Below are 24,856 nucleotides of genomic sequence, written 5' to 3'. Positions count from 1 at the left end.
GCGGCGCGCGGCCCGGAAACAACCTACATCCGTTTCACTACCAGCACCCGCTCCGTTTCCTCGGTCACCTTAAACCGGTCATCGGGGCGGAAGCCAATAACCCAGGCAATCTTGCCGTCGCCTGATACGAGTACCTGCACGTTGTCTTTGAGGTTGAGGGGTACTTTTTGGTCGATGAGAAAATCGGAGAGCTTTTTCTTGCCTTTCATCCCAATGGGCATAAACCAGTCGCCCTCCTGCCAGGCTCGTACCGTGAGTGGAAACTTCAGTGCATCGGCGTCTAGGGCGGCCACGGCCTTTCCTTTCGGAATGTCAAAGCCTTCCGCTACCTCGTGCAGCTCCGTGCGCAAGTGTAAGCCATCAATCTTAAGTACTTCCTGCCCCGCCGCAAGTTGGTGGGTGCCAAATTTTGAGAGGTTCTTAGGCGTGATTACCAACTGCTCCCGGTCCTTCACCAACCGGTGCGTCGGCGACTCAAACCGGCGCCCCGGCTCGGCCCCAAAGCTGTGCACAATGTCTTTCACTACCACGTAGGAAAACCCGAAGGGACGGAGCAGCTCATGCAGTACCAGCGTGGTAGCCGCCGTTTTTTGCAGGGTGCGGATATCAAGGTAGGTGGCCTCGGGGTCGTCGCGGCGTGCCTGGGCGGCGGTTTCTTCCACGTACCGGCGCACAATTTCCTCGGCCCCACCCACGCGCTCCGCCGTGATGTGAAGCGTCTGGTCGAGGCTGGGGTTAATCTCGCGCAATACGGGCAGCACTTCTATGCGCAGAAGATTACGCTGGTATACGGGGCTGTCATTGGAGGCATCTTCCCGCCAAATCAGGCGGTTTTCTACCAAGTAGTCGTACAAGTCTTCGCGGCCCACGGCTAGTAGGGGGCGCACGAGGTAGCCATTCTTCGGCCGAATGCCGTGCAGGCCGGCCAGGCCAGTGCCGTGGGTGAGGTTGAGCAGCATAGTTTCGGCAGCATCGCGCTGGTGATGCGCCGTCACGATGTAGTCGAAGCCTTGGGTGCTGCGCACTTCTTCAAACCATTGGTAGCGTAGGGCGCGGGCCGCCATTTGGGTAGAAATGCCTTCCTGCTCAGCAAACTTCTTGGTTTGGAAGAACTCAGCGAAGTAGGGCACATCGTACTGCTTCGCCAGCTTGCGCACAAACTGCTCATCGGCATCGGCTTCCTCGCCACGCAAGCCAAAGTGACAATGAGCAATGGCGAACTGTGCGCCCAGCTTGCGCAGCACGTGAGCCAGCACCACCGAGTCGAGGCCGCCGCTGACGGCTACCAGCAGCTTGTCCGTAGGAGTGAAGAGGGTATGTTCCTGAATGTAAGATTGAATGCGGTCGAGCATGGGGAGAGGGTGTTCTACAGAACAGATGAAGGCAAACAAAAGGGGCGCTCTTTACCTCAGAAGAGGGAATAGCTGCGTTCTAATTTCTAGCTTTAATGCCGGGCTTTTCTGTTCTCAGAATGCTTGGCATGTACTATCCTGCAAAGATGGCCGTTAGCGACGGGCCTTCTGTACCTTTGTGCGTAAATGTCGTTCCCGAAGTCTCTATTCCTCCTGCTTCTTGCGCTGCTGCCTCTGCTCGCCGCCGCCCAACAACGCCCTGCCTCGCGCGCCGAAGCTCAAGCTACCCCCCTCCAGAAAGGTGAAAAGATTCAACTGCTGGAAGGCACGCAACGCCTAGTAGGGGGTGCCTTCAACGGGGTGCAAATCCGCAAGCTCATTGGCAACGTGGGGTTCCGCCAAGGAACCACGCTCTTGTACTGCGACTCGGCCTACCAGTACGTAGACCGCAATGCGTTGGAAGCTTTCAGCAACGTGCGCATTATCCAGAATGACACCATCACCATTACCGGCGACCGGGGTTTCTACGATGGTGATACCCGCACGGCCCGCATGACTGGCAACGTGACCATGCGCGACCCGCGCATGACTCTAACAACCCAACTGCTCGACTACGACCTAAACCGTAACCTAGCCTATTATAGTACGGGCGGCCACTTGCAAGACCCCGAAAATACGCTGGATAGCCAGTTCGGCTACTACAATACCGTGTCTAAAGTGTTCAGCTTCAAGCGCAATGTGAAGCTAGTTACCACCGAAAACAAGATTGACACAGATACCCTGCAATACAATACCATTACCAAAATCGCCTACTTCTTTGGGCCTACCCGTATTGTTGGCAAGCAGGGCAACCTCTACGCCGAAAACGGCAATTACAACACCCTGACTAAAGTATCGAACTTCGCTCGCAACGCCCGCATCGAAACCCCAAACTACTTGCTCGGCGGCGACAAATTGTATTACAACGAAGCCCAGCAGTACGGGGTGGCTACCGGCAACGTGTCGATGACGGCCAAGAAGGACAACATTGTGATTCGCGGCGACGTGGGCAAGTATTGGCGCGTTCAGGGCCGGGCTAAGGTGTATGGTACGCCCGTAATGCGCAACATCAACGACAAAGACACGCTGTACCTAGCCGCCGATACGCTCGTGAGCTTGGAAGGACGGCCGCCGAAGAATGTGGCTGGCGTTATCTACGCCTACCGCAAGGTTCGCATCTTCCGGCCCGACTTGCAGGGGCGCTGCGACTCCTTGACTTACGACCGCCAGGACTCCATCATCTACCTCAGCCACGACCCGGTTCTCTGGAACAACAAAAATCAGCTTACTGCTGATAGCATGGAGATTCAGCAGCGCCGGGGAAAAATTGACCAAATGCGCCTATTTGGGCACGCCTTCATCATCGGTCAGGACACGCTACTGAACTACAACCAGGTGAAGGGCCGCAATATGGTGGCCTGGTTTAAAGAAAATAAAATAAAAAAAGTAGACGTGCTTGGCAACGCCGAGAGCCTCTACTACGCTCTTGAGGGAGATACGGCTGTTTCCGGTATGAATAAAGCGGTATCGGCCAATATGGTATTGCGCTTCGGCGAAAGCACCCTGCAAACCATCACTTTCCTCACCAACCCCGATGCCAGCTTTATTCCGCCCAAGGAGCTTAAGCCTGAAGACCAGCGCTTGGCCAACTTCAATTGGCGCCCCAAGGAACGCCCCACGCGGCGACAAACGTTAGGAACGCGCTTTGCACCGCCGCGCAAGAAGAAAGCCACCCCCAAATCCAAATCCACTACCCGCTCGGCAAAAGGGGGTACCAAACGCCCCGCCGCTAAGCGAGCGGCCCCCGCTACAAAGAAATGACAGGCATTTCGCCGCCCCAACTTGCTCGTTTTTGATTCGGCTCTGTAATCGTTACCTTTGCGCCCTTATGCACTTCTTTCGTCCTACATTTTTCGTCCTGTTATTGAGCGCGTTGCTACTTGGCTCGTGCAGCGGCTATCAGAAGCTGCTCAAGAGTAGCGACGTCAATAAGAAGTACGAAGCCGCTACTCAGTATTATGAGAAGGGGGATTACTTCAAGGCTGGTAGCTTACTAGAAGAACTGCTGCCCTTGCTCAAAGGCCGCCCGGAAGCAGAGAAAGCGCAGTTTTACTTCGCCAATACCAACTTCCAGCAGCGTAACTACACGCTGAGCGCGTACTACTTCCAGCAGTTCTACGACACGTACCCGAATTCTACCTTGGCTGAGGAAGCTATGTTCCTGCACGCTAAGTCGCTGTTTCGTGACTCTCCGGAGTTTCAACTCGACCAAACCAATACGCTTTCGGCCCTGGAAGGCATTCAGGAATTCCTGAACCGCTACCCCGAAAGCAAATTCCGCTCGGAAACCGAAGGAATGTCGCAGGAGCTACAAAAGAAGCTAGAGAATAAAGCTTTCCGTAGCGCCCGGTTGTATTACGATCTGCGCTACTACCAGTCCGCCGTGACGGCATTTACGAACTTCCAGCAGCAATATCCTTCCTCGGCTTACAACGAGCAGGCTGCCTTTCTTAAGCTAAACGCGCAGTACGACTTGGCGAAGGAAAGTGTAGAGCAGAAGCAGCGGGAGCGTTACTTAGAAGCTATTGCCTTCTACCAGAATTTCATTGACACGTACCCGCAGAGCAAGAATCTCAAAGACGCCGAGCGTATGTACGACTTTGCCCGCGACGAAGTAGCTAAACTAAAGCCTACCGAGCCAACAGCAGCTAAGTAAGGCAAACAAGACCTAGGATGTGCCTAGCACGATGAGCTACCGCCCGTAGCGGAAAGTGCCCTACTTCCTAGCTCGTTTGCATATATCTTTCATTTGCACCTCAACACACACTACATAAGATGAAGACTCCAAATAGCGTCCCTGCTTCCATCGTGACCCGCAACATGTCGGACTTCGCGGCTGCAACTGGCAACGTGTACGAGAGCATTGCCATCATCTCGAAGCGCGCCAACCAAATTTCTGTGAAGCTGAAAGAGGAGCTGAATGGTAAGCTGGCAGAATTTGCTACTACCGTCGACAATCTGGAGGAGGTATTCGAAAACCGTGAGCAGATCGAAATCAGCAAGCACTACGAGCGTCTGCCCAAGCCGACCAACCTCGCGGTAGAAGAGTTCTTGGAAGGCAAAGTGCACTTCCGCACTCCGGCTGAGGAAGAAGTAACCGAAGCGCGCAAGCCCGAGTAAACTGCACAGTACTCCCTAAAAACGGATTACATAGATACCGCTCCGAACGGGTCTGTGTAATCCGTTTCGTTTGTGGGGGTGAGCTTGTTGCTAAACTGTAGCCGTCCTGACCACCTTACTTCTGTATATTTCGATGAGTACACCGGCATCTTCCTTGCTCGGCCGAAAAATTCTGCTGGGCGTGTGCGGTAGTATTGCCGCCTACAAAGCGGCGCTAGTGGTGCGGCTGCTTGTGAAAGTCGGGGCGGAGGTACAAGTAGTACTTACTCCCTCGGCGCTAGCCTTCGTGACGCCGCTCACCCTAAGCACGCTTTCGAAAAAGCCGGTGCTGCAAGGCTTTCTGAAAGATGAAGTGGCAGGCGAGTGGCACAACCATGTGCATTTGGGCCTGTGGGCGGATGCGCTGGTAGTGGCTCCTGCTTCGGCCAACACACTGGGCCACCTCGCCAATGGCCTCTGCGACACCCTGCTGGATGCCGTATACCTGTCGGCGCGCTGCCCGGTATTTGTGGCGCCAGCTATGGATCTGGATATGTACCAGCACCCAGCTACGCAGGCTAACCTTAGACACCTACGCCAGTATGGTACTACTGTGTGGGATTCGCCAGCGGGAGAACTAGCCAGTGGCCTCAGCGGACCCGGTCGCATGCTAGAGCCAGAGGCCATTGTGGCAGCCCTAGAAGACTTTTTTCAAGAGAAAAAGGAGCACCAATAATCTACCTTTCCGAGCTACTTAGCCGCGGGCACTAGTTTGCTGCTAAAGTGGCCTCGGCTACTTTTTAGTATCTCATGCAACACATGCGCGTCCTCGTTACTGCGGGCCCCACCTACGAACCCCTGGACCCAGTACGATTCATTGGCAACCATAGTACCGGCAAAATGGGCTACGCGCTGGCCGAAACCTTTGCCGCGGCCGGGGCTGACGTTACGCTGGTTAGCGGCCCAACAAGCTTGCCCAATCCAGGGCATCCCCACATTCATACCCAGCGCGTACAAACGGCCGATGAAATGTACGCTGCCGCCGCCGCCGTAGCAGGCACTGCCGATGTGTGGGTTTTTGCCGCCGCCGTGGCCGACTACAAACCCGCCCACGTAGCGCCGGAAAAAATCAAAAAGGCTGGTGATACGCTCACGTTGGAGCTAGTAAAAAACGTGGACATTGCCGCCACGCTGGGGAAAACCAAGCGGCCCGAACAATTTTCTGTAGGTTTTGCGTTGGAGACTACAAACGAAGAAGCTCACGCCCTCGACAAGCTGCAGCGGAAGAACTTTGACCTCGTGGTCTTAAATTCTCTGCGCGATGCCGGGGCTGGCTTTCGGCACGATACCAACAAGGTAACCTTACTGGAAGCAGGAGGCCAAATGACTACCTTTGAGTTGAAGCCCAAAGCCGATGTGGCTCGCGACATTGTTCAGACCATCTTTGCCCGCTTGTCTCGCCATGCGTAATTCTATGCTGCCACTGTTCTTGGTGCCCGCACTGCTGCTGGCTCGCCCTACCAAGGCCCAGGAGTTGCTGGCCGAAGTGCGTGTCACTACCGAAAACGTGACCATCTCGGACCGTCAATTGGTGCAGCAGTTGCAGAACGATATTCAAACATTCCTCAACACCCGTCCCTTCACCAACATTACCTATCGGCCGCAGGAACGCATTCGGTGTCGCTTTTTCGTGGGCATTACGGAGATACCAGAGAACGGCACTTACCGCGCTACAGTGCGCGTGCTCAGCACGCGCCCGGTGTATGGTACCGGCTACGAAACTAATCTGCTGAGCTACGCCGATAAGGGCTGGATTTTCAAGTATTCGCCTCAAAACCCGATTGACTACTCGGAGAATACCTTCGTCGGCAACCTGTCGTCGCTGCTGTCCTTCTACGCCTACACTATTATTGGCATGGACCAAGACAGCTTTGCTCCATTGGGAGGCTCTCCGTACTACGACCGCGCCCGCGTTATTCTCAACAACGCTTCGTCGCAGGGGTCTGCCGTAACGGGCGAGGCAGATAATGGCTGGACAGACAACGCGGAGCCTAATCGGTACATGCTGCTTAGTAACTTGCAAGACCCTCAGCTAGAGGCCTTCCGGCGAGGAATGTATGCCTACTACCGGCAGGGCATGGACATCTTTATCACGAAGCCGGAGGAAGCCCGCGTCAGCATTGCCACGGCTATTCAAGGTATTCAGGAAGCCGTAGTGCGTCGCCCAAACACGTTGCTGGCCCGTTCTTTCTTCACCACAAAGTCGGAGGAAATTGCCAACGTATTCCGAACCGGCACGGATCAGCAGCAGAAAGTGCAGCTAGTAAATACCCTTTCGGAAATTGACCCCACCAACTCGGCCCGCTACCAAACCATCTTGCGGTAGAAAATAAGAACCCAGTGCTAAAAATCTTCAGCGAAAAAAATTGGCAATTAACTAAATGAGTTAGTAGCTTTGTTAAAGCTACTACGCCCGTCATAGAGGCCGGCGTGGTAGCTTTTTCTTTGTCAGCTACGGCCGGCTGCCCGGCCCTCATTCATGGATTGCTATGCTGGTAGACCTGCGCATCCGAAACTACGCCCTGATTGAGCAGTTGCAGCTGCAACCCTCGGCGCTACTCAATATTATTACTGGTGAAACTGGCGCGGGTAAGTCCATTATGCTGGGCGCCATCGGCTTGCTGCTCGGCAACCGGGCCGACTCGCGCATGCTGTTCGACACGGAGAAGAAGTGCGTGATAGAAGGCCAGTTTGACATCAGCAGTTACCACCTGCAGGATATTTTCGAGTCCGAAGACCTGGACTATGATACGCAATGTATTCTGCGCCGTGAGATTAGCCCGGCCGGCAAAAGCCGAGCATTTGTAAACGATACGCCTGTGACGCTGGAAACCCTGCGCAACATTGGGGCGAATCTCATGGATATTCACTCCCAGCACGATACGCTGCTGCTCGGAGATGCCGTATTTCAACTGAATCTGCTGGATTTATACGCTGGCTTAGTGCCTACCCGAGCCCAGTACAGCGGCTCTTACCGCCAGTATCGGAAGCTGGAAGCCGACCTGAAAGCCTTAGAAGATCAAGTAGCCCAGGCCAACAAGGAGCTCGACTACCACAGCTTTTTGCTAAATGAGTTGGAGGATGCCCGCCTCGATAACGAACGGCAGGACGAGTTAGAGCAGGAAGTGAAACAGCTGGAGCACGCCGAGGAAATCAAGTTCAAGCTCACGCACGCTCTGCAAAGCCTCTCGGAAAGCGAATACTGCGTTACTAGTGGCCTCAAGGAAACTGCGTCGTTGCTTGGCCAAGTAGCCGCCTACTCCGATTCGTTTAAGGAGTTGAAAGAGCGCCTCGATTCCTGCTTGATTGAGCTGCACGACATTGCCGATGAGATAGAGGCCGCCGAGCGCCGCACAGAAGGCGACCCCGCCCGCATTGATGAGCTGCAAAGCCGCTTGAACGTGCTCTATAACTTGCAGCGCAAGCACCAAGTACGCGACGTAGTAGCACTACTAGCCGTGCGCTCCGACCTGCGCGACAAGGTAGGCTCGGTATTGAATCTAGATAAGCAGATTGCCCGCCTCCGCCGCGACGCTGATAACGCCTTGGTTACGGTGAAAAAGCAGGCGACGCGCCTCTCGGAAGCCCGGCGTAAAGTGTTTCCTAAGTTCGAGAAGGAGTTGGCCGGGCTGCTGGTTGATTTGGGTATGCCGCACTCGCGCATTGTGGTGCAGCACCAGGAAAGCCTGCCCGCTACCAGTGGCATTGATGTTATTAGTATTTTGTTCACGGCCAATAAAGGCGCCCAGCCCCAAACGCTCAGCAAAGCCGCTTCGGGCGGGGAGTTTTCGCGCCTGATGCTGTGCATCAAGTACATGCTGGCCGATAAAACGGCACTGCCTACCATCGTATTCGACGAAATTGATACGGGTATCAGCGGAGAAATTGCGGTGAAAGTTGGTAGAATGATGCAACAGATGGCCCGTAAGCACCAGCTCATCACCATCAGCCATTTGCCCCAAATGGCCGCGGCCGGCGATGCGCACTACTTTGTATATAAAGAGGACCGCGCCGACCGCACTGTCAGCCGTATTCGCCCCCTAAACTTGGAGGAGCGCATTCACGAAATTGCGCAGATGATTTCTGGGGCCAACCCCAGCCAGCACGCGTACCAAAGTGCCCGTGAGCTACTAGCCATGCGAGGCGAAGAGTTGGTAGGATAAGGAAATAGAATTTTGTCATTCCGACCAAAGAAGGAAGGTAGAGCGGCTTCTTGCGGGGCACTCACACTCCTTCTTCAGTCGGAATGACATTTTTTTACCTCTTTTGCACCTCCAAGTCTAATTTTCCCAACTCACCATATGGCCAATAACCTACTTGCTGGCAAAGTCGGCATCATCTCCGGGGCACTAAACGAAGAATCCATTGCTTGGAAGGTAGCCCTGAAAGCACATGCCGAAGGGGCCCGCTTTGTACTGACCAATGCCCCGCTTGCTATGCGCATGGGCGAAATCAACAAGCTTTCGGAGCAGTGCAACGCCCCCATCATTCCGGCCGATGCCACCTCTATGGAGGACCTAGAGAAGCTGTTCAGCGGCGCCCAGGAGCAGCTCGGCGGCAAGCTCGATTTCGTACTGCACAGCATTGGCATGAGCGCCAACATTCGCAAGGGCAAGCACTACGGTGAGCTGAACTACGAGTGGTACCAGAAAACTCTGGATGTATCGGCTCTGTCGTTGCACAAGATGCTGGCCGTGGCTGAGAAGCAGGATGCCTTCAACGAGTGGGGCTCGGTAGTAGCCCTAAGCTACATTGCCGCCCAGCGCGCCTTCCTCGACTACACCGATATGTCGCAGGCCAAAGCCGTACTCGAAAGCATTGCCCGTAGCTACGGCCAGCGCCTAGGCAAACTGAAGAAAGTACGTGTGAACACGGTGTCGCAGTCGCCCACCAAAACCACGGCCGGCACTGGTATCAGCGGCTTTGATGCCTTCTACACCTACGCCGATAAACTGTCGCCCTTGGGTAACGCTCCGGCCGAAGCCTGCGCCGACTACTGCATCAGCCTGTTCTCGGACCTGACCCGCTACGTGACTATGCAGAACCTCATGCACGACGGCGGCTTCAGCACCACCGGCATTTCAGAGGAAATTGTAGAGGTCATCACCGCTGGCACGTCGCAAAACTCATAGGGGGTTTGCCCTCATTATAAATGCAAAAGCCCGGCCTTCTGGTCGGGCTTTTTCCGTTTTGTCTAATGAATCGGGCGCAATTTGTGGCCGGTGATTAATCCAGAAGAAGCATCATTAGAGGAAAGGACTCCTTGCTGTATGTCAGATGGCAAGTAGCTGGGCTAATAAGCAAGTAAAGATTCAGCTACTCCTTTCCTTGGCTAGGTCAATGTTGCTGGAGAGATGTGAAAAGGTAGAGAGTGCAAAGCAGACAGGTAAGCCAGGATATCTATAAGGCACACTAGTCTTTCTTCAACTCATCAGCATCCTCCACATCAGCGGCCCGTAGGTATAGGTCATCCGTTTCGGCAATATATTCTACCTGCCATGCCCAAGATTTTCCGCGACCCAAGTTTCGACAGTACCCTGGACGTACTGCGCGAAGGCTACCCTTTCCTATACAACCGTAGCCAGCGCTTCGACTCCGATATTTTCCAGATTCGGCTAATGGGCCTACCGGCCATTTGTCTGCACGGAGCCGAGGCCGCCGAGCTGTTCTACAACCCCAAGCTATTCATCCGGAAAGGGGCCGTACCGCGCCGAGTGCAAACCACGCTTATGGGCGTAGATGCCATTCAGACCCGCGACAATGGGGAGCACCGCTGCCGCAAGGAAATGTTTATGGCCTTAATGGGGCCCGCCAGTCGGGAACGGCTCATGAGTCTGTTAGCCGGAGAGTGGCAGCGCTATGCCCACCGCTGGGAGCAACTAGATAAGGTTGTGCTCTTCCGCGAAGCCCAAGAGATTTTGTGTCGGGCGGCCTGTGCCTGGGCCGAAGTTCCCTTGGCAGAGGACGAGGTAAGCAAGCGCGCCCGCGACTTTGGCGACATGGTGGATGGCTTCGGTGGGGTAGGGCCTCGGCACTGGCGCGGCAAGCAGGCCCGCAGCCGCGGCGAGAAGTGGATGCGCGGTATTATCCGGGCCATTCGGAAGGGAAAATTGCCGGTGCGGGAAGGCTCCCCGGCGCACACTGTGGCCTGGTACCGGGATGCAGACGGCGAACTACTGGATGTGCAAATGGCCGCCATTGAGCTACTGAATGCTACCCGGCCCATTGTGGCTATTGCTACCTATATCACCTTTGCAGCTCTGGCCCTGCATGAACACCCCGCCTACCGCCAGCTGCTGCGCAACCCCACCGACGACTATGCGGAGGTATTTGTACAGGAAGTACGTCGGTACTTCCCCTTTACCCCCTTTGTGGGTGCAATAGTGCGCGAGGATTTCACCTGGCACGGCTTCCAGTTTCCGAAGGGGACAATGGTGCTGCTGGATGTGTACGGTACCAACCGCGACGAGCGGCAGTGGCAGGACCCCGAGGTGTTCTGGCCCGAGCGGTTCCGGCAGTGGCAGGATAATCCCTACGATTTCATTCCGCAGGGCGGCGGCGAGTACCTCACCGGCCACCGCTGCGCCGGCGAGTGGATTACCATTGAGGCCATGAAGCAAGCCGTAGCCTTCCTCAACGATGGTATCCGCTACGATGTGCCGGCCCAGGATCTGTATTACGACCTGACGCGCATGCCCACGCTCCCCGCCAGTGGCTTTGTGCTAACCAATGTGCGCCCCACTGGCAAAGGTGCCTTGGCGGCACTGCCTATGCCGGCCGCCGGCAGTGAGAAGGCTGCCGCAATGGGCTGTCCATTTCACAAGGGGTAGGAAAGGTTGCCTAGTGTCGAAAAGCCACCTCCCGTTTGGCACTGCGCCGGGCGTGAGGTGGCTTTGCTGCTGGCTGGGAGGTAGGGAGTGGCAACGTTCCCGACAACGTTTGCGCGGAAAAAACCAGGTGAATGCGGCCGAATCCAGCGGATTTCGGATAAGTTGCCGCCCTACCCACCCGCGCGCTATGAAATCCATCCTGCTTTTCTTTTTGCTTGCCTGGCTGACGCTGGGCCGGGCCCTTGGCTACGATTTTGTAGTAGCCCAAGACGGTACTGGTCAGTTCCGCACGGTGCAAGAAGCCTTCAATGCCGTTCCTGATTTTCGTAAGAAGGTTACTACCATCTTCATCAAGAAAGGGATATACAAAGAGAAGCTCATTGTGGCCGGCTCCAAGAACTTGGTCAAGCTCATTGGTGAGGACCGCGAGAAAACGGTGCTGACCTATGATGACTACAACCAGAAGAAAAACATCTTTGGCGAGGACAAAGGCACTTCCGGCTCGTCCAGCATCTACATCTACGGCGGCGACTTCAGCGCCGAAAACCTCACCTTTCAAAACACCTCCGGGCCGGTAGGGCAGGCCGTGGCCGTGTGGGTAGCCGGCGACAAAGCCCGGTTTAAAAATTGCCGCTTCTTGGGTTTTCAGGATACGCTGTACACCTACGGGTACGGCAGCCGCCAGTACTACCAAGATTGCTACATCGAGGGAACCGTAGATTTTATCTTCGGGAGCAGCACAGCCTGGTTTGAGGGCTGCACCATCTTTTGCAAAACCAGTGGTTTCGTAACGGCAGCCTCTACTCCCGATACTACGCGCTACGGCTACGTGTTCAACCGCTGCAAGATTACGGGCAATGCGCCCGCCGGCAGCTTTTACCTGGGCCGGCCCTGGCGCCCTTACGCCAAAACCGTATTCCTGAACTGCGAACTAGGTAAGCAGATTCGGCCCGAAGGCTGGGACCATTGGGACAAGGAAAGCAACAAGCAAACGGCCCGATACGCTGAATATCAGAGCCAAGGCCCGGGAGCGGCCCCCAAGCAGCGGGCAGCTTGGTCGCGCCAACTGCCCGCCGCCGAGGCTCAACAGTATACGCTTGCTACGGTGCTACGCGGCTGGGACCCCACCAAGGAGTAAGAGCAAGTAGTTGCAGCACTAGAAGTTGACTTGTGCTTGTAACCGTAGCAAGCCGCCGCGCTGCTGGTTGTCTTGGCGCTGAAAATCCTCGAAGCGCCGCGACGAAAGCGTGTACATGGTTACCAGCTCAAAGCTGGGGAAGGGCTGCCATTCTACGCCTAGCTCCGCTTCGCGCACCGTGTAGCTGCGGGCGTCTCGCTCGTGCTTTTTGCCTCCATCGTAGTACTGAAAGCGCAGAAAGGGGTATAGCTGGTGCTGCTTGTACTGAAGCCGGTAGTTGAGCAGCACGTAGCCTCCGTGCAGGCGCTGGGTAGTAATGCTATCCGTGCTTGGGTTGAATTCCGGACCCCGGCCCACGTTGTATTCGGTTTGAATGCCGAAGGGCTGGGGATAGAGTACGAAGGTGGCCGCCACTCGCTGGTCAGGGTAGCGCAGGTCGGGGCGGTGCTTGGTGCCGGTCGATAGTTGGTCTCGCGCTATCACGTACTCACCAGAGTAGGCCTGCAAACTGGGCTCGATGATGTGTTGCCCAATAGTCAGGGGGTAGCTGACGCGGGCTACCACGTGGCGCTGGTTGTTAAGCTCAGGCCGGTTGGCGGTTTGCCCGTTAAATACGCCCAGGCCCACTACCCCATAGTCGCCGGAGCCTTTCAGGCCTTCCTTTACTAGGTTGCTGAAGCGCTTGCGAATAGCTGGGGGCGCCCAGTATACAAAGGCACCCAAATCCCGCTCGTTGGAAAAAGCACTGTTGATGGCGTCGTTGCGGTCCAGGGGAAGGCGGTTTTGGCTGGATTGCATGTTCTCGAAGCCAAAAGGAATTTTGCTTTGCCCCACCCGCACCCGGAAGCTGTTGCTTTTGGTAAGGCCCACGTCCATGTAGGCATCGCGCAGCAACGTGCTGTTCAGCGAGGTACTACCGCTGAGGGTGCTGGCAAAGTCGGGCTGCAGGTAGAAATACACTCGTTCGTGTAGCTGCCCGTATAAAATCACCCGGATGCGCCGGAAAGAAATGCCGCCATTGCGCCCCCACGACCGGTCGCACTGCTCGCAGGTTAAGTCGGGGTTGGTTTCCAGGAGACGGTTGTAACGTGCTTGCAGGTAGCCCCGAATAGCAAACGTTTCAAACCATTTCTTAGCCGCTGCCGGTGCCTTGTGTACTGAGTCATTGACCTGTCCGTGGGCATAGCCACCTACTAAGATCAACAGGCTGGTTAACAGTTTCTTCATAAAATGGTAATGCTAACGCAAAGTGCGGCATTACCTATTACTTAAATGTGACCGTCATATTACCTCAATGTTATGAATCTGTATTGGGCCCGCCCTTTTACTCACAAGCCTGCTACGCAACGCTACCTAGCAAGCGCCAATGACAACGTTGCTGACATCGTGTGCGCAGAAATTGCTGCGCTAAAGTTTGCACAGCGGGCTTGGGGGCGCATAAGTTGCACCTGTGCGCCGTTCGGCTACCTTCTGAAGTACAGTTTGTTAAGTCTCCTGCTGACCTGGTTTGCGCTGGGGCAGGCCTGGGGAAAGGGTGCCACCTTGGTTGTGGCCCAGGATGGCAGCGGGCAGTATCGCACAGTGCAGGAAGCCGTAGATGCAGCCCCCACTAACTCCGTCACGCCCGTTCTAATTATAATCCGCCCCGGAGTGTACCGGGAAAAGCTACTAGTGCCAGCCAACAAACCTAACCTGGTGCTGCGGGGAGAAGACCGGGACCATACGGTGCTCACCTTCGACGACCACAGCGGGAAGGGTACTATCAATACTAATACTTCCCACTCAGTGCTGATAGAAGGGGCCGGGTTCGGGGCCGAGAACCTTACGTTTCAAAACACGGCGGGTCGCACGGCCGGGCAAGCGGTGGCCCTGCACGTAGCCGCCGACCGGTGTTACTTTCGCAATTGCCGCATCCTTGGCGACCAGGACACGTTGTTCCTCGCTAAGAATCACTCGCGGCAGTATTTTCTGCGCTGCTTCATTGAAGGCACCACCGACTTCATATTTGGGTCCAGCACGGCCGTTTTCGACCATTGTACCATTCACAGCAAGAAGAACTCCCACATAACAGCCGCCGCTACCCCGCCAGACCAGGCATATGGCTTCGTGTTTCGCTACTGCCGGTTAACCGCTGATACTACCCTGCTACGGACGTGTCCTTAGGCCGACCCTGGCAACCCTACGCGCAAGTAACCTACCTGCGTACTCGAATGGGAAGCCATATTCGTGCTACGGGCTGGGACAATTGGAAAAAGCCAGAGAGCGAGAAAACGGTACGCTACGAGGAGTACGGCTCCTCCGGGCCCGGCGCCAAGATGGCGCAGCGAGTAACATGGTCTCGGCAGCTGACTGCGCAACAAGCCCGGCAATATACGCTGAAGCGCGTGCTGGCTGCCCCAGAGCCTTGGCTGCCAAAGCTTCCGCACTAGAAAGCGCGTGCTAAAACAAACAAATTAAGGCTGTATGCGCAGCCAGTTTTGCGTAGTATCCAGGCTATCAAACAGATAAATATCTAGTTGGTCGCCAATGCGGTACTGCAAATCTTCAATGGATAGTTGACCGAAAATATCGGAGGACACCACCTGACCGATGTAGCGCAACCCCGCCGCGCAAATCAGCGGAGTCCAGACCTGTTGAATCCACTCGTTGGCTTCGGTGAAGGTGCCTACCAAGTCGCGGTGGTCGTTCAGAAGCTTGGGGCAGGGCGTTTGCCGCAACATTTCCAGGTAGGTGAGGCCACCGTCCATTACTGTGCTTAGGGTCTGACGGCCATACCAATGCGCATGAATCCAGTTTTCGTAGTGGTTGTGTTCAACGGTGAGGTATACACTGCCGTCTCCTCGTCGCAACGAAGTAATCATGCATTAGGGCTAAGTTCGTGGTCTACTGAGGGCGTCGCCTGGCAGGGCTAGGCGTCGGCAAATAACGCGACGCGAATCGTATTGTTTGTTGGCTCGACACTAGAAATGCGCGAGAAACCTTCCGGAAAGGGCATCGTTGATAGCTACATACTGTGCGGAACGTGCCGGCTGACCCTTAGTTTTTCAACGCTATGCAGCATCAACATAACCTCGAAGACGTCCTGAACACCCAGCAAAAGAAGCTGGCCTTTTTCCAAAACTTAGTGCTTCTGGCTGCGGCCGATGGGGAGGTAGGCGAAGAGGAAAGCGACTTTTTGCTTCAAATTGGCAACCGTCTGGGGCTGAAGCCGGAAGAAGTGCAGCCCATTGCCGATAACATTGGCATCCTGAGCTTTGTAGTGCCCGCCGAGGGACTACAGCGGACCTTGGAGCTCCAAACCCTAGTGCAAATGATGCTCCAAGATGGACAAATTGACCCGCGTGAGTACGGGCTATGCATGGAGTACGCCAACCGTATTGGCTATAGCAAAGCCATCCTCGACGATATGGTGTCCCAACTGGCCGGAGCGGGCCCTATTAGGCACCCTAACCCACCTACGGTAAGCTAGCCAACTACCTTTTAGTCGTTCTGGGTAGTAGTGCCAGAATACCCGTTGCGCACCGCTACTAAGCCATAGCCCCATCCTGAGAAAACCTTTGTGGCTGTCTCTGGATGGGGCTATATTCTGTAATCATTTAACTGAAACAGATACCGGTTAGTGTTCTTCTACCACGGTATCGGCCTGGGTGGTTGCTTGGTAGGTGTCGGCGTACTTAAAGTCATCTAGCCAGTAGGCAGAGCTCACCACATCGAATACTAAAGACGTGTCGTTGGGCTTACTGGGCTGTAGCTGCCAGATGATGGAAGCCGCTTCGGGAAAGCTGGTGCCATCGAGTTGCTCGTGAAACAGGCGCTTGAGCAGGGTGTTGTCGGGCATGCCCTGCGCCAGTAACCGCAGGAGTGGTGCTTCCGGGGTAGTGTCGAACACCTGAAAGAACTCCGGGCTGTCGGCCGTAAGCTGCACCTGAAACCGGACGGCTTCGGCGCGCGGAAATTTGCCGTTGTAAGCGGTGTAAAGTAGCTGGGTGGCTTTGAAAAAGCCCTCGTGCTGCCCTAAGTTCGGGTTTTCTTCCCACAGCTTTTCCGTGAGCATCTGGTGGGCGAGGTTTTCTATCTGGCCTGGGGTCAGCTCGTCTGCAAAGAGGTGTTCCAATACCAGTTGCGCGGCCTCCGCGGGTTCCAGGTCCGTGAGGCCCATAAGGCACATCTCTTTCAGCTCATCGGGGCCTAGTTCCTCGGGGTTGTCATACCCGGTTTTAAGCAACAAGGCCTTGTAGTCCTGCGCTTGCCAAGCGTGAGGAAGTTCAGTAAGCGTATCGAAGGAAAGGCGTTCTACGGTGAAGTTCTGCATATTCAAGTAAACTGTACGGGTAGCCAAGGGCAGCTACGTAGGCCAGCGGCCCTATCTGTTCAGTTTACGAGGACTGGGCGCAAGCAACTATGAAATACACGGAACAATTCTGATAGAATGTTGCGGCGCGTTCTTCCCGAGGAGGAGCTAGCCGTTTGCCTCCGTTAAGTGCTGCAAAAGGTGCAGTGCCGTATCCGCCGCGTGTGCAGGCACGAAAAGATGATCGTGGTAGTAGGCTGCCACTACGTTGCAACTCACCCCACCGCGCGCCAGGGCTTGAGCTACGGCAGCCGTCAGGCCAACTGCCTCTAGCGCCGAGTGCACAGTGAGGGTTATCCAGGCTGCCACGTAAGAGTACGGTAGGTGCAGACGGTCGGCAGTAGGCTGGGGAAGAATCAGGGTGAATCCTTCCCGCTCCTGAAAGGTGCCAAGGCAATCTGTCAGGGCCAATCCTTCCAATGAGGCGACGGTGCAAAACACGTAGGTGCCGGCTTGGCGCTCGGGTTTCATGGTGCGCAGTAAGTGGGCAAGGTCGGTTTCGCCGGGCATGATGCTAGTGTGTGGAGGTAGTACGTTGGCGGGCTGTATTCGGCTCTAGTGCGTAACGGGCGAGATTTGCTTGGCTCGGAAAAAGGCATCCACCTTGCGGTTGAACTCGTCGGCGTGCTCTTGCAAGGTAGCGTGGCTGCTGTTGGGCAAAATCCACAGCCAAGCGCGGGGTAGGCTCTGGTAGATAGCCAGCGTGTGCTCGGGCCGAATCACGTCCTGGTCGCCGGCTATGATGAAGGCCGGTGCCTTGATATTGGCTAGAGCCGCCAGCGAAATATGGGGTTCCTGCCAGTCGAGTAAGAATACCTTCCAGTCGTTTTTGCGCTTAGGATCGGTGAAGGTTTGGTTCTTGCCCTCCTGGTAGCCCCGCTGCATCTGGTGCCACAGCTCCGGCATGAGGGCCGTAGAGTCGGGCCACAGGTTGGCTCCGGTAGCAGCCAGGCGTTTTACCTTTTCCGGGTGGCGGAGGGCTAGCACCAGCGCCGTGATGCCGCCGTCGCTCCATCCCAGCACGTAGGCCGAGTCGAGATGCAAATGCGTGAGCAGGGCCGCGCAGTCGTCGGCCATCATCTCAAAGCTCAGCGAATCGGCCGGGTCCGTGGACTTCCCGTGGGCGCGGCTGTCCAAGGCCACAACGTGGTAGCGCTGAGCGAAGTAAGAAATGTTTTTCTGGAAGTCCTGGCTGGTACCGCCGTTGCCGTGCACGAGCAGTAGGGGAGCCCCTACGCCGTAGGTTTCATAGTAGAGCTTCACGCCCCGCACCGTGGCGTAGTGGCCGGCTTTCGGATTGTTGCCGTACGGTACTGCTTGGCCCGAAGCTAGGTAGCTGAGCAACAAAAGCGAAAAAAGCAAAGCGCGGCAGAGCATAACAAGAAAGCTAGGTGCGGCGGTAATGTTACTGGTAAACACTAAAGTTCGCTATTGCCAGCTGCCTCGAAAGCGGCCGGAGGCGCTTACTTTTTTTGCAAATACAGCAAAGTCGATTGGCCCGACGGACCATACTTGTCGTTGATTAAGAAATACCCGCGCCGGTACGCTGCTAAGCCTTCCCAGTTGTAGGTCATATACTCGCGGGGAAGCTCTATGAAGGGCTTCCAACTCACCTTACCACGCCGGTACCGCAGCCGAATAAGACGGCAATAATTTTGGTAAGTGGTGCCATTGCGGATAAACCGGCTATTAGGGTCGGTAGGGGCAGGGCGGTATACGCTGTCCTCGGCTCCGGTGTAGAAATAGTTGATGGCCGTGAAGCGGTTGCGGCCTTCGTAGGTTAGGTCGGTAAGGCGGAAAGGGAGGCGCTGCACCGGTATCTGCTGCGGGATATCGGGCAGGCGAATCACACTAGGCAGGCGCAATGCGTAGTTGTCGTGCCGGAAATAGTTGTACTCGAACAGTAGCAGCAAGCTGCCATTGTACCCAGTAGCAGCCTCAAATCCTGCGTTATGGATGTGGTCGCCATCAGTCAGAACTGGCTTGCTCAGGGGCACCAGGTAGTGGGCATCTAGGGTGATGGTAGTATCCGTGTCCAGCCGGCCCCTGATGAGGTAGCAATAAGCTGAGGACGTAGCTGTTTCAATAGTGAAGTAGGCCGTGTCGCCCAGCATGGTGAGGCCTTCCAGCCCTTCGTATTCCTGCCGAGCGCTATCTAGCGCGCCCTGATGGTGCTAAGGCCCCGGATAGCATACTTCCGGTACGCTATGTCCTGCGCCTTGCCGGCCAACTGCTTGTCTAGGGTGTTCAGGTTAAGTGCGTACACTTTGGCCTCGGCGCGTTCCTGCAAGCGGCTTTCCGACAGTAGCAGCAGTTCGTCTTTATATAGGTGCAGCCCGGAAAACTGGTTGTTACGGTCTGCAATTTCCAGTGGCAGGGGAATAGTTTGGAAGGAGTACGGGGCTTTTTGGGCGTAGCTGGCAAAACTAGCGCTCAGCAGCGCAGTCAAGAGGAAATACTTCATCGGGCAAAAGGCAAATAGGCTGCCCAAATGTAGCCGTTGCTGGTTGCTCTATCCCAGTACAATGCGTTTCGGCGCCATTTCTACTTCATAGTCCTGCATTACCTGCCGCAGAATTTCCATATCCCGCGGGCAGCAGCGGGCAAATTCCTCCCAGTTGGTCAGCGTCAGTACGGGTGGCATTTCCACAATGGCTATAATGGAATCCCAGAAAGCGTCCCAGCTCGGGCCGTACCAGTCTTCAAAGCCCAGCTTTTCCTTGAATAGCTGATGGATGGCGGCTTTGCTGGTAATGCCGGTCAGGTCGAGGTTCATGATATTTTTTATTGTTTGTAGCACTAACGGCGCGAGTTTAGCGCAGCGTGAGTCATGCCAGTGTATGACACGCATTTTCAACTGTTCCGCCAAAACGACGCAGTATCTGCTTGCTACTGGCGCGGCTCTCTTTCGTAGCCCGGTCACGAGCTATAGTACTCCAAATTCGCATCATTTAGAGCTATCTGAGGAGTATTATACTCTTTTACTGAAAACCCACCACCCCATTGAAGTTAGCGCCCAAATGAAGAACATGCCAATGAAGCAAATTGCGACGACTGCTTGATGTGGCATAAAAAAATCGTCGAAGTCTGAGTTGGGATATATTCTATTGCAGATGCTAAAGATCAAGGTAGAAAAAATAGCTACAAAGAATATGGTGTTGTATAATAATGAAATTAATCTTCTGCCAATTAAATTAGAATTATTGCTCCACTTGTATCTAAAATATATTTTGTCTTCTTCATAAATTGACATAGAAGTGTGTTTTATTATAATAATAAATAAAAATAGCCAAGCTATAAAGAATAGTAATCCGATAACCATTCGACCAAAATTCCTGTCTAATACCCTTGATGTTAATAATTCATACTCTTGTTGTATATGTACTCCATAGAATTCAGGGATAGAAGTAAATTTGTTTTTGGGTAATATGTCATTAATAAAATTGGATTTTGATAAAAAGTATAAACATTCAAGATCTAGCCTTTGGTTAATACTTCTTGCTTTTCTTCTGTCTAGAGTAGAGCTGTACATGCCACCGGGCATTATGATATTGGGCTCTAGCAAAGAGTTGATACTGTCTAAAACTACATTGGTAGTTAAAGTAGTGGTAGTTCCATACAAAGAAGGTAGCTCAAGACTGCTAGTGTGTGTTTGAATATAAGTGTACAATTCTTCTTCGTCAGTATTGATTTTTTTGGATACGTAATATCCATAAATACTATACAATAGGCTGCCGAAAGTGGCAATGAGTGCTATCAATGCTAAGGAGCGTACAAGTATTTTCATATGGTTGGGCTTGAGGTGGTAAAGTTAAAGAAGCTGATACATCGTACAGCTAGTAAACCTCCTCACGCCACCGTGTCGCCTACCTCGTCCCCGTCATCCACCAGCACGCGGGCCAGCTTCTCGATATTGAGACTGCGGGCGGAGGCGTCGAAGATTTCGCGGTAGGTGCCGCGCAGGTCGTAGAGCTGCTCGTGGGTGCCGCTTTCCACCATGCGGCCCTGTTTCATCACGTAAATGCAGTCGGAGTCCACAATCTGGGCGAGGCTGTGGGAGATGATGACTACCGTACGGCCCTGCTTGATGGCGTCGAGGGAGTTCTTGATTTGCTCGGTGGCAATGGCATCAAGGGAAGCGGTAGGCTCATCGAGGAAGATAATGGGCGGATTTTTCAGGAATAGGCGGGCAATGGCAATGCGCTGCTGCTGCCCACCCGAGAGTTGCTGGGCGTCGGACTGGTAGCCTTTCGGCAGCTCCATAATCTGCTCGTGCAAGTAGGCTTGCTTGGCAGCTGCCTGTATTCGCTCCAAACTGGCGTCCATCACGCCGTAGCGGATATTCTCCTCAATGGTGCCCTTAAAAATGTGATTCTTCTGGAGTACCAGCCCAATTTGCTGGCGCAGGGCGTGGGTATCGTAGTCGGCCAGGGGCTTGCCATCGAGCAGCATCTTGCCGTGGTCGGGGGCGTAGAACTTGCAGAGTAGGTTGATGATGGTGCTCTTACCAGCTCCGCTCAGGCCCACTAGGGCAGTAGTTTTGCCGGCTTCGATGGTCAGGCAAACGTCGTGCAGGGCTTGGGTACCGCTCGGGTAAGTGAAGTCTACGTTGCAGATGTCGAAGGTGCCGCGGAGGTGGTCGGGCTTGAGCGGGCCAGTTGGCTCCTTGGCATCGGCCGCATCAAGAATGTCAAAGAAGCCCTCGGAGTAGGTGAGGGCGTCGTTCATTTCATCGTAGATGCGGTGCAACTGCCGGATGGGCGCCGACACGTTATTGAACAGTAGAATGTGGAACATGATGGCCCCAATGGAAATCTGCCGGTCTAGCACCAAATAGGCCGTTAGGATAATAATAAGTACTACCCCAATCTGCTCAGTAAATGTCTTAAGCCCGTCGTACAGGAAATTGGTTTTGCGGGTTTGAAGTTGGGCTTCCTGTAGGTTTTGCTGAGTCTGGGCCTGCTTCTGTTCCTCGTAGTCTTCGCGCACAAAGCTCTTGATGACCACGGCCGAGTCGATGAGATTGACGAGGCCCTGGCTGCGGGCTTCGCGCAGGCCGCACAACGCCCGACGGGTGCCGTTCAGCTTATCGGCCTGGCGGTAGCTCAGCCAGAAGTATCCTGGTAGCACCGCTACGGCTACTAGCCCCACGTACACGTTGGCCGTGAACATGACCACCAGCGCCACAATGGAGTTGGCAAACAGCGGCAGAATGTCAATGAAGAAGTTCTGCACCAGCTTCATTAGGCTCTCCACGCCCCGGTCAATGCGGGTTTGGAGCTTGCCGGTTTGGTTGCCGCTATCGGAGTAAAAGCCGAGCTGGTAGCTGAGTACCTTGTGCACAGCATCTCGAATGAGAGTGCTGGATACGTTGATGCGGATTTTCTCCCCGTAGAACTTCTGCCCGAACTGAATAAACGTGTTGATAATTTCCTTGCCTAGCAGCAGCCCGCTCACCAGTAGCAGCATGGGCAGGCCCGCCGCCAAAGTAGCATCTCGGTTGAGTAGGCCCTGCACTGTGTCCACGGTGTAGCGCAGCACAAACGGATTTACCTGGGCGGCCAATGAGCCCACCAGCGTGAGCAGCAGGGTGGCAATAACCAGCCCCCGGTAGGGCCGTACGTACGGAAATAGGCGTTTTATAATCTCCCAAAGACTCATGCAACATAGGCTAGGTGAGCGGTAGCCGGTTAGACGAGCGTAAGGGGGTAGGGGTTATTTTGGGGTATTCTACATACGCATAAGGATTTCATATTCTAGTCAACACATAGGGCGTCATCCTCGGGGTCCCGAAAGGCTTCAAGCTTCTGCATTTCCTGCACATTACCGTCTCTGAATACTTTGATAGTTGCGTAATAGTAGGGGTGAGGCCCACAGCCAAAAAACTTTTTATCATATAGGTGCACAATAAAATAGTTTTCTAGACTATCAGCCTTTGATATTAGTTTGCTCAATTTGTAAGTGTATTTATCCTTAAAAAATGAAGACGTTGTTATGGGAAAATAACTAAAATATATGCTAGCATAACTAAGAGCTTCTTGTTTGCTAGTTATAGGTGAATAAATATGCTGCAACTCATTTGTGGTGCCAATTAACACATAGGAAGTGTCTTTTTTAATCAATATTTTTCTACACCCCATTATCATTCCCCGACTTTTCCACTTTGGCTCATTACAGTCTTCATACGAAGGGCTAAAGACGCTGGCCATAGGGTATGCAGGTTGTAAACCACCCCAATAGTCCGGCACTGAATCAATACTAGTCAGTTTAAAACGCGCTTTAATAATTTGATGAGCAGCTAAGTCGATTTGGACAGGTGGTTTAAAGCGCAGCTCCTGGCTAGCAGTATTACAACTTGTGAAGAATATACTTGTACAGGCTAACACTATTTTTATTTCTCTCATTGAAATTGAGAAAATGGTCTTATACAACCTATAATATGGCGTCATGAAGTAAAAATAATTATTGTTTGAAGGCTACTGTTTATTTTACTACCGCGTAATGGTTCATTTCCTGGATGCTTTGGTAAAACGGCTTTACTAGCTGAAAAAAGGCCTCAAACTCTGGGCTCTTACGGAAGCCATTTAGGTGCTGCTCTACGGAGGCCCACTCAATGCGCCAGATGAATAGGGTAGGGTCTTCCTCGCAGTGAGCCAGTTGGTAGTTGAGACAGTCGGGCGCAGTAGCCAGCAGCTGATTAGCCTGGCGGATGGCCTCCACGAAAGCAGGTTGCTGCTCGGCCGCAATAACGGTAGCGGATGTATTCGACGGTCATGGGAGGGGTAGATTTATAGTAATACAAACTACCCTTTCCGCTCGGTCTTCTTCAAAAACTTGATCAGGGCCGGGAAATAATGCTGCGGGTCGTCCCACATGGCGTAGTGCGAGCCTTCCGGGCAGATGTACTTCTGGCAGTTCGGAATGTGGCGCTGCATGTAAGCAATATCTTCCGTGGGCACGAAGTCATAGGTCGAGCCAATAACCAGGGTGGGGGTTGTGATGGAAGCCAGGCGGTCGGAGAAATCCCAAGCAACCATTGTGGGCAGTATATAGCCCGCGTATTTCCGGATGATGTGCGCTTGGCTGCGCGTAAAGGTGGCCGGTTCCGGGGTTAGGCGCATCATGTGTAGCTGCCGAAATTCCGCCTGCACGGCCGGGGTGATAAAAGTAGACAGCGTTTTCAGGCCCATTGTGTCGAGGCCCACTACGGTTTTGCCTTCCTTCGCCGCATGTCGTCGAATAATGTTGGCGTACAGCTGGTAGCGGTGCTTGTTGAACACGGTGGCTTTGTAGCCAATATCGGAGGTGATAAGACCTTTGAGGTGCTGGGGATATTTGGCGGCGTATTCCAAAGCTAGCATTCCACCCCAGGAATGCCCCAGAAGGTAAAAATTCTCCAGCCCCAGGCCCCGACGCACTTGCTCTACCTCTTCCACAAAGCGGGGAATATTCCAGACGTCTTTGTCTTCCGTCTTGTCGGAATGGTAGGAGTTGAGCTGGTCGTAGTAATAGATTTCAACGCCTTCCTTAGCTAAGTGCTCTGGGAAGTTCTCGAAGTACTCATGGGTGTTGCCGGGGCCGCCATGCAGTAGCAGAAGCTTTATGTGGCCCTGGCCGATCTTCTGCGTCCACACGTTGTACTTGCCATCCACCCGAATCATCTGCACCCCTGGGGCCGCCAGCTTGGCGGCATAGCTACTATCGGTAGTTTGGGCAACGGACCAGAAGGAACCTAGAATAAAACAAGCAGATACAAGCAGGCGCAGTAGCACGACGGGCAGATCGTAAGAAGATGATGGGTAGCAGGCTAGGCATACCGCACCTAGCTCAGTAGGACCCTAAGATGCGTAAAGTTTGGGGCTCCTGCTACTCCTCCCCGGATGCCAGGCCTAACGTTACCTTTCGCCTTCCGGTGAGGTAGCGCACG

General features: G+C 54.2%; 27 protein-coding genes. 13 read left to right on the top strand and 14 right to left on the bottom strand.

Translation table 11 applies throughout. From position 1 onward, the window contains the following. Positions 1-23 precede the first annotated feature (23 nt). Positions 24-1,352 carry a tRNA lysidine(34) synthetase TilS gene (tilS, locus tag VI25_RS09785; RefSeq protein WP_045687621.1) on the bottom strand — a complete coding sequence of 443 codons (1,329 nt, stop codon included), beginning with the start codon at positions 1,350-1,352 and terminating at the stop codon, positions 24-26. Positions 1,353-1,538: 186 nt separating this feature from the next. On the opposite strand from tilS, the gene VI25_RS09780 reads away from it, so the two are divergent. From VI25_RS09780 to VI25_RS09735, 10 genes are all read left to right on the top strand, one after another. Then, entirely contained in the window at positions 1,539-3,212 is a 1,674-nt protein-coding gene (locus VI25_RS09780; RefSeq protein ID WP_052695038.1) for an OstA-like protein, read from the top strand. Between the two features lie 67 nt (positions 3,213-3,279). Further along, positions 3,280-4,107 (top strand): outer membrane protein assembly factor BamD, encoded by an 828-nt coding sequence (locus VI25_RS09775; protein WP_045687622.1) that lies wholly within the window; start codon positions 3,280-3,282, stop codon positions 4,105-4,107. Positions 4,108-4,226: 119 nt separating this feature from the next. Next, on the top strand, positions 4,227-4,571 hold the full coding sequence (locus VI25_RS09770) for a DNA-directed RNA polymerase subunit omega (protein WP_045687623.1): 345 nt from the start codon (positions 4,227-4,229) through the stop codon (positions 4,569-4,571). 133 nt (positions 4,572-4,704) lie between these two features. Then, the gene (locus tag VI25_RS28440) at positions 4,705-5,286 is read left to right on the top strand and encodes a flavoprotein (protein WP_052695039.1); all 582 of its coding nucleotides are present in this window, start codon (positions 4,705-4,707) and stop codon (positions 5,284-5,286) included. A gap of 74 nt (positions 5,287-5,360) precedes the next feature. After that, positions 5,361-6,020, top strand: coding sequence for a phosphopantothenoylcysteine decarboxylase (locus tag VI25_RS28435; protein WP_316934296.1), 660 nt, complete (start codon positions 5,361-5,363; stop codon positions 6,018-6,020). A gap of 4 nt (positions 6,021-6,024) precedes the next feature. Continuing rightward, positions 6,025-6,936 (top strand): DUF4835 family protein, encoded by a 912-nt coding sequence (locus VI25_RS09755; RefSeq protein ID WP_161806909.1) that lies wholly within the window; start codon positions 6,025-6,027, stop codon positions 6,934-6,936. A 163-nt stretch (positions 6,937-7,099) separates the two neighbouring features. Then, on the top strand, positions 7,100-8,773 hold the full coding sequence (recN, locus tag VI25_RS09750; RefSeq protein WP_045687624.1) for a DNA repair protein RecN: 1,674 nt from the start codon (positions 7,100-7,102) through the stop codon (positions 8,771-8,773). A gap of 138 nt (positions 8,774-8,911) precedes the next feature. Continuing rightward, positions 8,912-9,742 (top strand): enoyl-ACP reductase, encoded by an 831-nt coding sequence (locus tag VI25_RS09745; protein WP_045687625.1) that lies wholly within the window; start codon positions 8,912-8,914, stop codon positions 9,740-9,742. Positions 9,743-10,108: 366 nt separating this feature from the next. Then, positions 10,109-11,440 carry a cytochrome P450 gene (locus VI25_RS09740; RefSeq protein WP_072144787.1) on the top strand — a complete coding sequence of 444 codons (1,332 nt, stop codon included), beginning with the start codon at positions 10,109-10,111 and terminating at the stop codon, positions 11,438-11,440. A 187-nt stretch (positions 11,441-11,627) separates the two neighbouring features. After that, entirely contained in the window at positions 11,628-12,578 is a 951-nt protein-coding gene (locus tag VI25_RS09735; protein WP_045687626.1) for a pectinesterase family protein, read from the top strand. 18 nt (positions 12,579-12,596) lie between these two features. Here VI25_RS09735 and VI25_RS09730 read toward each other — a convergent pair whose 3' ends face one another. After that, positions 12,597-13,805 carry a porin gene (locus tag VI25_RS09730; protein WP_045687627.1) on the bottom strand — a complete coding sequence of 403 codons (1,209 nt, stop codon included), beginning with the start codon at positions 13,803-13,805 and terminating at the stop codon, positions 12,597-12,599. 72 nt (positions 13,806-13,877) lie between these two features. Here VI25_RS09730 and VI25_RS09725 point away from each other — a divergent pair, with 72 nt between their 5' ends. Next, positions 13,878-14,741 carry a pectinesterase family protein gene (locus VI25_RS09725; RefSeq protein ID WP_262489939.1) on the top strand — a complete coding sequence of 288 codons (864 nt, stop codon included), beginning with the start codon at positions 13,878-13,880 and terminating at the stop codon, positions 14,739-14,741. Between the two features lie 47 nt (positions 14,742-14,788). Beyond that, positions 14,789-15,007, top strand: coding sequence for a pectinesterase family protein (locus tag VI25_RS27720; protein ID WP_262489938.1), 219 nt, complete (start codon positions 14,789-14,791; stop codon positions 15,005-15,007). Positions 15,008-15,031: 24 nt separating this feature from the next. Here the strand turns inward: VI25_RS27720 and VI25_RS09720 are convergent, their stop codons facing one another. Then, entirely contained in the window at positions 15,032-15,439 is a 408-nt protein-coding gene (locus VI25_RS09720) for a hypothetical protein (protein WP_045687628.1), read from the bottom strand. 191 nt (positions 15,440-15,630) lie between these two features. On the opposite strand from VI25_RS09720, the gene VI25_RS09715 reads away from it, so the two are divergent. Then, the gene (locus tag VI25_RS09715) at positions 15,631-16,047 is read left to right on the top strand and encodes a TerB family tellurite resistance protein (RefSeq protein WP_045687629.1); all 417 of its coding nucleotides are present in this window, start codon (positions 15,631-15,633) and stop codon (positions 16,045-16,047) included. Positions 16,048-16,194: 147 nt separating this feature from the next. Here the strand turns inward: VI25_RS09715 and VI25_RS09710 are convergent, their stop codons facing one another. The 11 genes from VI25_RS09710 to VI25_RS09660 form a co-directional block, all read right to left on the bottom strand. Beyond that, a complete protein-coding gene (locus VI25_RS09710; protein WP_045687630.1) occupies positions 16,195-16,890 on the bottom strand; it encodes a hypothetical protein in 696 nt (231 codons plus the stop codon). A 147-nt stretch (positions 16,891-17,037) separates the two neighbouring features. Then, positions 17,038-17,439, bottom strand: a complete 402-nt coding sequence (locus tag VI25_RS09705) for an ACT domain-containing protein (protein ID WP_045687631.1) — start codon at positions 17,437-17,439, stop codon at positions 17,038-17,040. Between the two features lie 45 nt (positions 17,440-17,484). After that, positions 17,485-18,306, bottom strand: coding sequence for an alpha/beta fold hydrolase (locus VI25_RS09700; RefSeq protein WP_045687632.1), 822 nt, complete (start codon positions 18,304-18,306; stop codon positions 17,485-17,487). Positions 18,307-18,392: 86 nt separating this feature from the next. Further along, positions 18,393-19,043, bottom strand: coding sequence for a hypothetical protein (locus tag VI25_RS09695; RefSeq protein WP_045687633.1), 651 nt, complete (start codon positions 19,041-19,043; stop codon positions 18,393-18,395). 41 nt (positions 19,044-19,084) lie between these two features. Next, a complete protein-coding gene (locus tag VI25_RS09690; RefSeq protein WP_045687634.1) occupies positions 19,085-19,393 on the bottom strand; it encodes a hypothetical protein in 309 nt (102 codons plus the stop codon). A gap of 48 nt (positions 19,394-19,441) precedes the next feature. Next, entirely contained in the window at positions 19,442-19,705 is a 264-nt protein-coding gene (locus tag VI25_RS09685; protein WP_045687635.1) for a barstar family protein, read from the bottom strand. Between the two features lie 195 nt (positions 19,706-19,900). Next, positions 19,901-20,716, bottom strand: a complete 816-nt coding sequence (locus tag VI25_RS09680) for a hypothetical protein (RefSeq protein ID WP_045687636.1) — start codon at positions 20,714-20,716, stop codon at positions 19,901-19,903. A gap of 62 nt (positions 20,717-20,778) precedes the next feature. Next, entirely contained in the window at positions 20,779-22,590 is a 1,812-nt protein-coding gene (locus VI25_RS09675) for an ABC transporter ATP-binding protein (RefSeq protein WP_045687637.1), read from the bottom strand. A 95-nt stretch (positions 22,591-22,685) separates the two neighbouring features. After that, positions 22,686-23,333 carry a hypothetical protein gene (locus VI25_RS09670; RefSeq protein WP_045687638.1) on the bottom strand — a complete coding sequence of 216 codons (648 nt, stop codon included), beginning with the start codon at positions 23,331-23,333 and terminating at the stop codon, positions 22,686-22,688. Positions 23,334-23,412: 79 nt separating this feature from the next. Next, on the bottom strand, positions 23,413-23,676 hold the full coding sequence (locus tag VI25_RS09665; protein WP_262489940.1) for a putative quinol monooxygenase: 264 nt from the start codon (positions 23,674-23,676) through the stop codon (positions 23,413-23,415). A 56-nt stretch (positions 23,677-23,732) separates the two neighbouring features. Next, complete coding sequence (locus tag VI25_RS09660) at positions 23,733-24,701, bottom strand: proline iminopeptidase-family hydrolase (protein ID WP_052695041.1); 969 nt, start codon at positions 24,699-24,701, stop codon at positions 23,733-23,735. Positions 24,702-24,856: the final 155 nt, after the last annotated feature.

This window comes from Hymenobacter sp. AT01-02 (genome assembly GCF_000961955.2).
In the GTDB taxonomy this organism is placed as follows: domain Bacteria; phylum Bacteroidota; class Bacteroidia; order Cytophagales; family Hymenobacteraceae; genus Hymenobacter; species Hymenobacter mucosus.
Note: the sequence above shows the minus strand (reverse complement) of the source record. Positions and strands in the feature narration are given on the sequence as shown.

What these genes read in the sequence shown, in the direction of transcription:
- tilS (WP_045687621.1), bottom strand. Translation starts at nt 1,352, where the DNA reads ATGCTCGACCGCATTCAATCTTACATTCAGGAACATACCCTCTTCACT.
- VI25_RS09780 (WP_052695038.1), top strand. Translation starts at nt 1,539, where the DNA reads ATGTCGTTCCCGAAGTCTCTATTCCTCCTGCTTCTTGCGCTGCTGCCT.
- VI25_RS09775 (WP_045687622.1), top strand. Translation starts at nt 3,280, where the DNA reads ATGCACTTCTTTCGTCCTACATTTTTCGTCCTGTTATTGAGCGCGTTG.
- VI25_RS09770 (WP_045687623.1), top strand. Translation starts at nt 4,227, where the DNA reads ATGAAGACTCCAAATAGCGTCCCTGCTTCCATCGTGACCCGCAACATG.
- VI25_RS28440 (WP_052695039.1), top strand. Translation starts at nt 4,705, where the DNA reads ATGAGTACACCGGCATCTTCCTTGCTCGGCCGAAAAATTCTGCTGGGC.
- VI25_RS28435 (WP_316934296.1), top strand. Translation starts at nt 5,361, where the DNA reads ATGCAACACATGCGCGTCCTCGTTACTGCGGGCCCCACCTACGAACCC.
- VI25_RS09755 (WP_161806909.1), top strand. Translation starts at nt 6,025, where the DNA reads ATGCTGCCACTGTTCTTGGTGCCCGCACTGCTGCTGGCTCGCCCTACC.
- recN (WP_045687624.1), top strand. Translation starts at nt 7,100, where the DNA reads ATGCTGGTAGACCTGCGCATCCGAAACTACGCCCTGATTGAGCAGTTG.
- VI25_RS09745 (WP_045687625.1), top strand. Translation starts at nt 8,912, where the DNA reads ATGGCCAATAACCTACTTGCTGGCAAAGTCGGCATCATCTCCGGGGCA.
- VI25_RS09740 (WP_072144787.1), top strand. Translation starts at nt 10,109, where the DNA reads ATGCCCAAGATTTTCCGCGACCCAAGTTTCGACAGTACCCTGGACGTA.
- VI25_RS09735 (WP_045687626.1), top strand. Translation starts at nt 11,628, where the DNA reads ATGAAATCCATCCTGCTTTTCTTTTTGCTTGCCTGGCTGACGCTGGGC.
- VI25_RS09730 (WP_045687627.1), bottom strand. Translation starts at nt 13,805, where the DNA reads ATGAAGAAACTGTTAACCAGCCTGTTGATCTTAGTAGGTGGCTATGCC.
- VI25_RS09725 (WP_262489939.1), top strand. Translation starts at nt 13,878, where the DNA reads ATGAATCTGTATTGGGCCCGCCCTTTTACTCACAAGCCTGCTACGCAA.
- VI25_RS27720 (WP_262489938.1), top strand. Translation starts at nt 14,789, where the DNA reads ATGGGAAGCCATATTCGTGCTACGGGCTGGGACAATTGGAAAAAGCCA.
- VI25_RS09720 (WP_045687628.1), bottom strand. Translation starts at nt 15,439, where the DNA reads ATGATTACTTCGTTGCGACGAGGAGACGGCAGTGTATACCTCACCGTT.
- VI25_RS09715 (WP_045687629.1), top strand. Translation starts at nt 15,631, where the DNA reads ATGCAGCATCAACATAACCTCGAAGACGTCCTGAACACCCAGCAAAAG.
- VI25_RS09710 (WP_045687630.1), bottom strand. Translation starts at nt 16,890, where the DNA reads ATGCAGAACTTCACCGTAGAACGCCTTTCCTTCGATACGCTTACTGAA.
- VI25_RS09705 (WP_045687631.1), bottom strand. Translation starts at nt 17,439, where the DNA reads ATGCCCGGCGAAACCGACCTTGCCCACTTACTGCGCACCATGAAACCC.
- VI25_RS09700 (WP_045687632.1), bottom strand. Translation starts at nt 18,306, where the DNA reads ATGCTCTGCCGCGCTTTGCTTTTTTCGCTTTTGTTGCTCAGCTACCTA.
- VI25_RS09695 (WP_045687633.1), bottom strand. Translation starts at nt 19,043, where the DNA reads ATGCTGGGCGACACGGCCTACTTCACTATTGAAACAGCTACGTCCTCA.
- VI25_RS09690 (WP_045687634.1), bottom strand. Translation starts at nt 19,393, where the DNA reads ATGAAGTATTTCCTCTTGACTGCGCTGCTGAGCGCTAGTTTTGCCAGC.
- VI25_RS09685 (WP_045687635.1), bottom strand. Translation starts at nt 19,705, where the DNA reads ATGAACCTCGACCTGACCGGCATTACCAGCAAAGCCGCCATCCATCAG.
- VI25_RS09680 (WP_045687636.1), bottom strand. Translation starts at nt 20,716, where the DNA reads ATGAAAATACTTGTACGCTCCTTAGCATTGATAGCACTCATTGCCACT.
- VI25_RS09675 (WP_045687637.1), bottom strand. Translation starts at nt 22,590, where the DNA reads ATGAGTCTTTGGGAGATTATAAAACGCCTATTTCCGTACGTACGGCCC.
- VI25_RS09670 (WP_045687638.1), bottom strand. Translation starts at nt 23,333, where the DNA reads ATGAGAGAAATAAAAATAGTGTTAGCCTGTACAAGTATATTCTTCACA.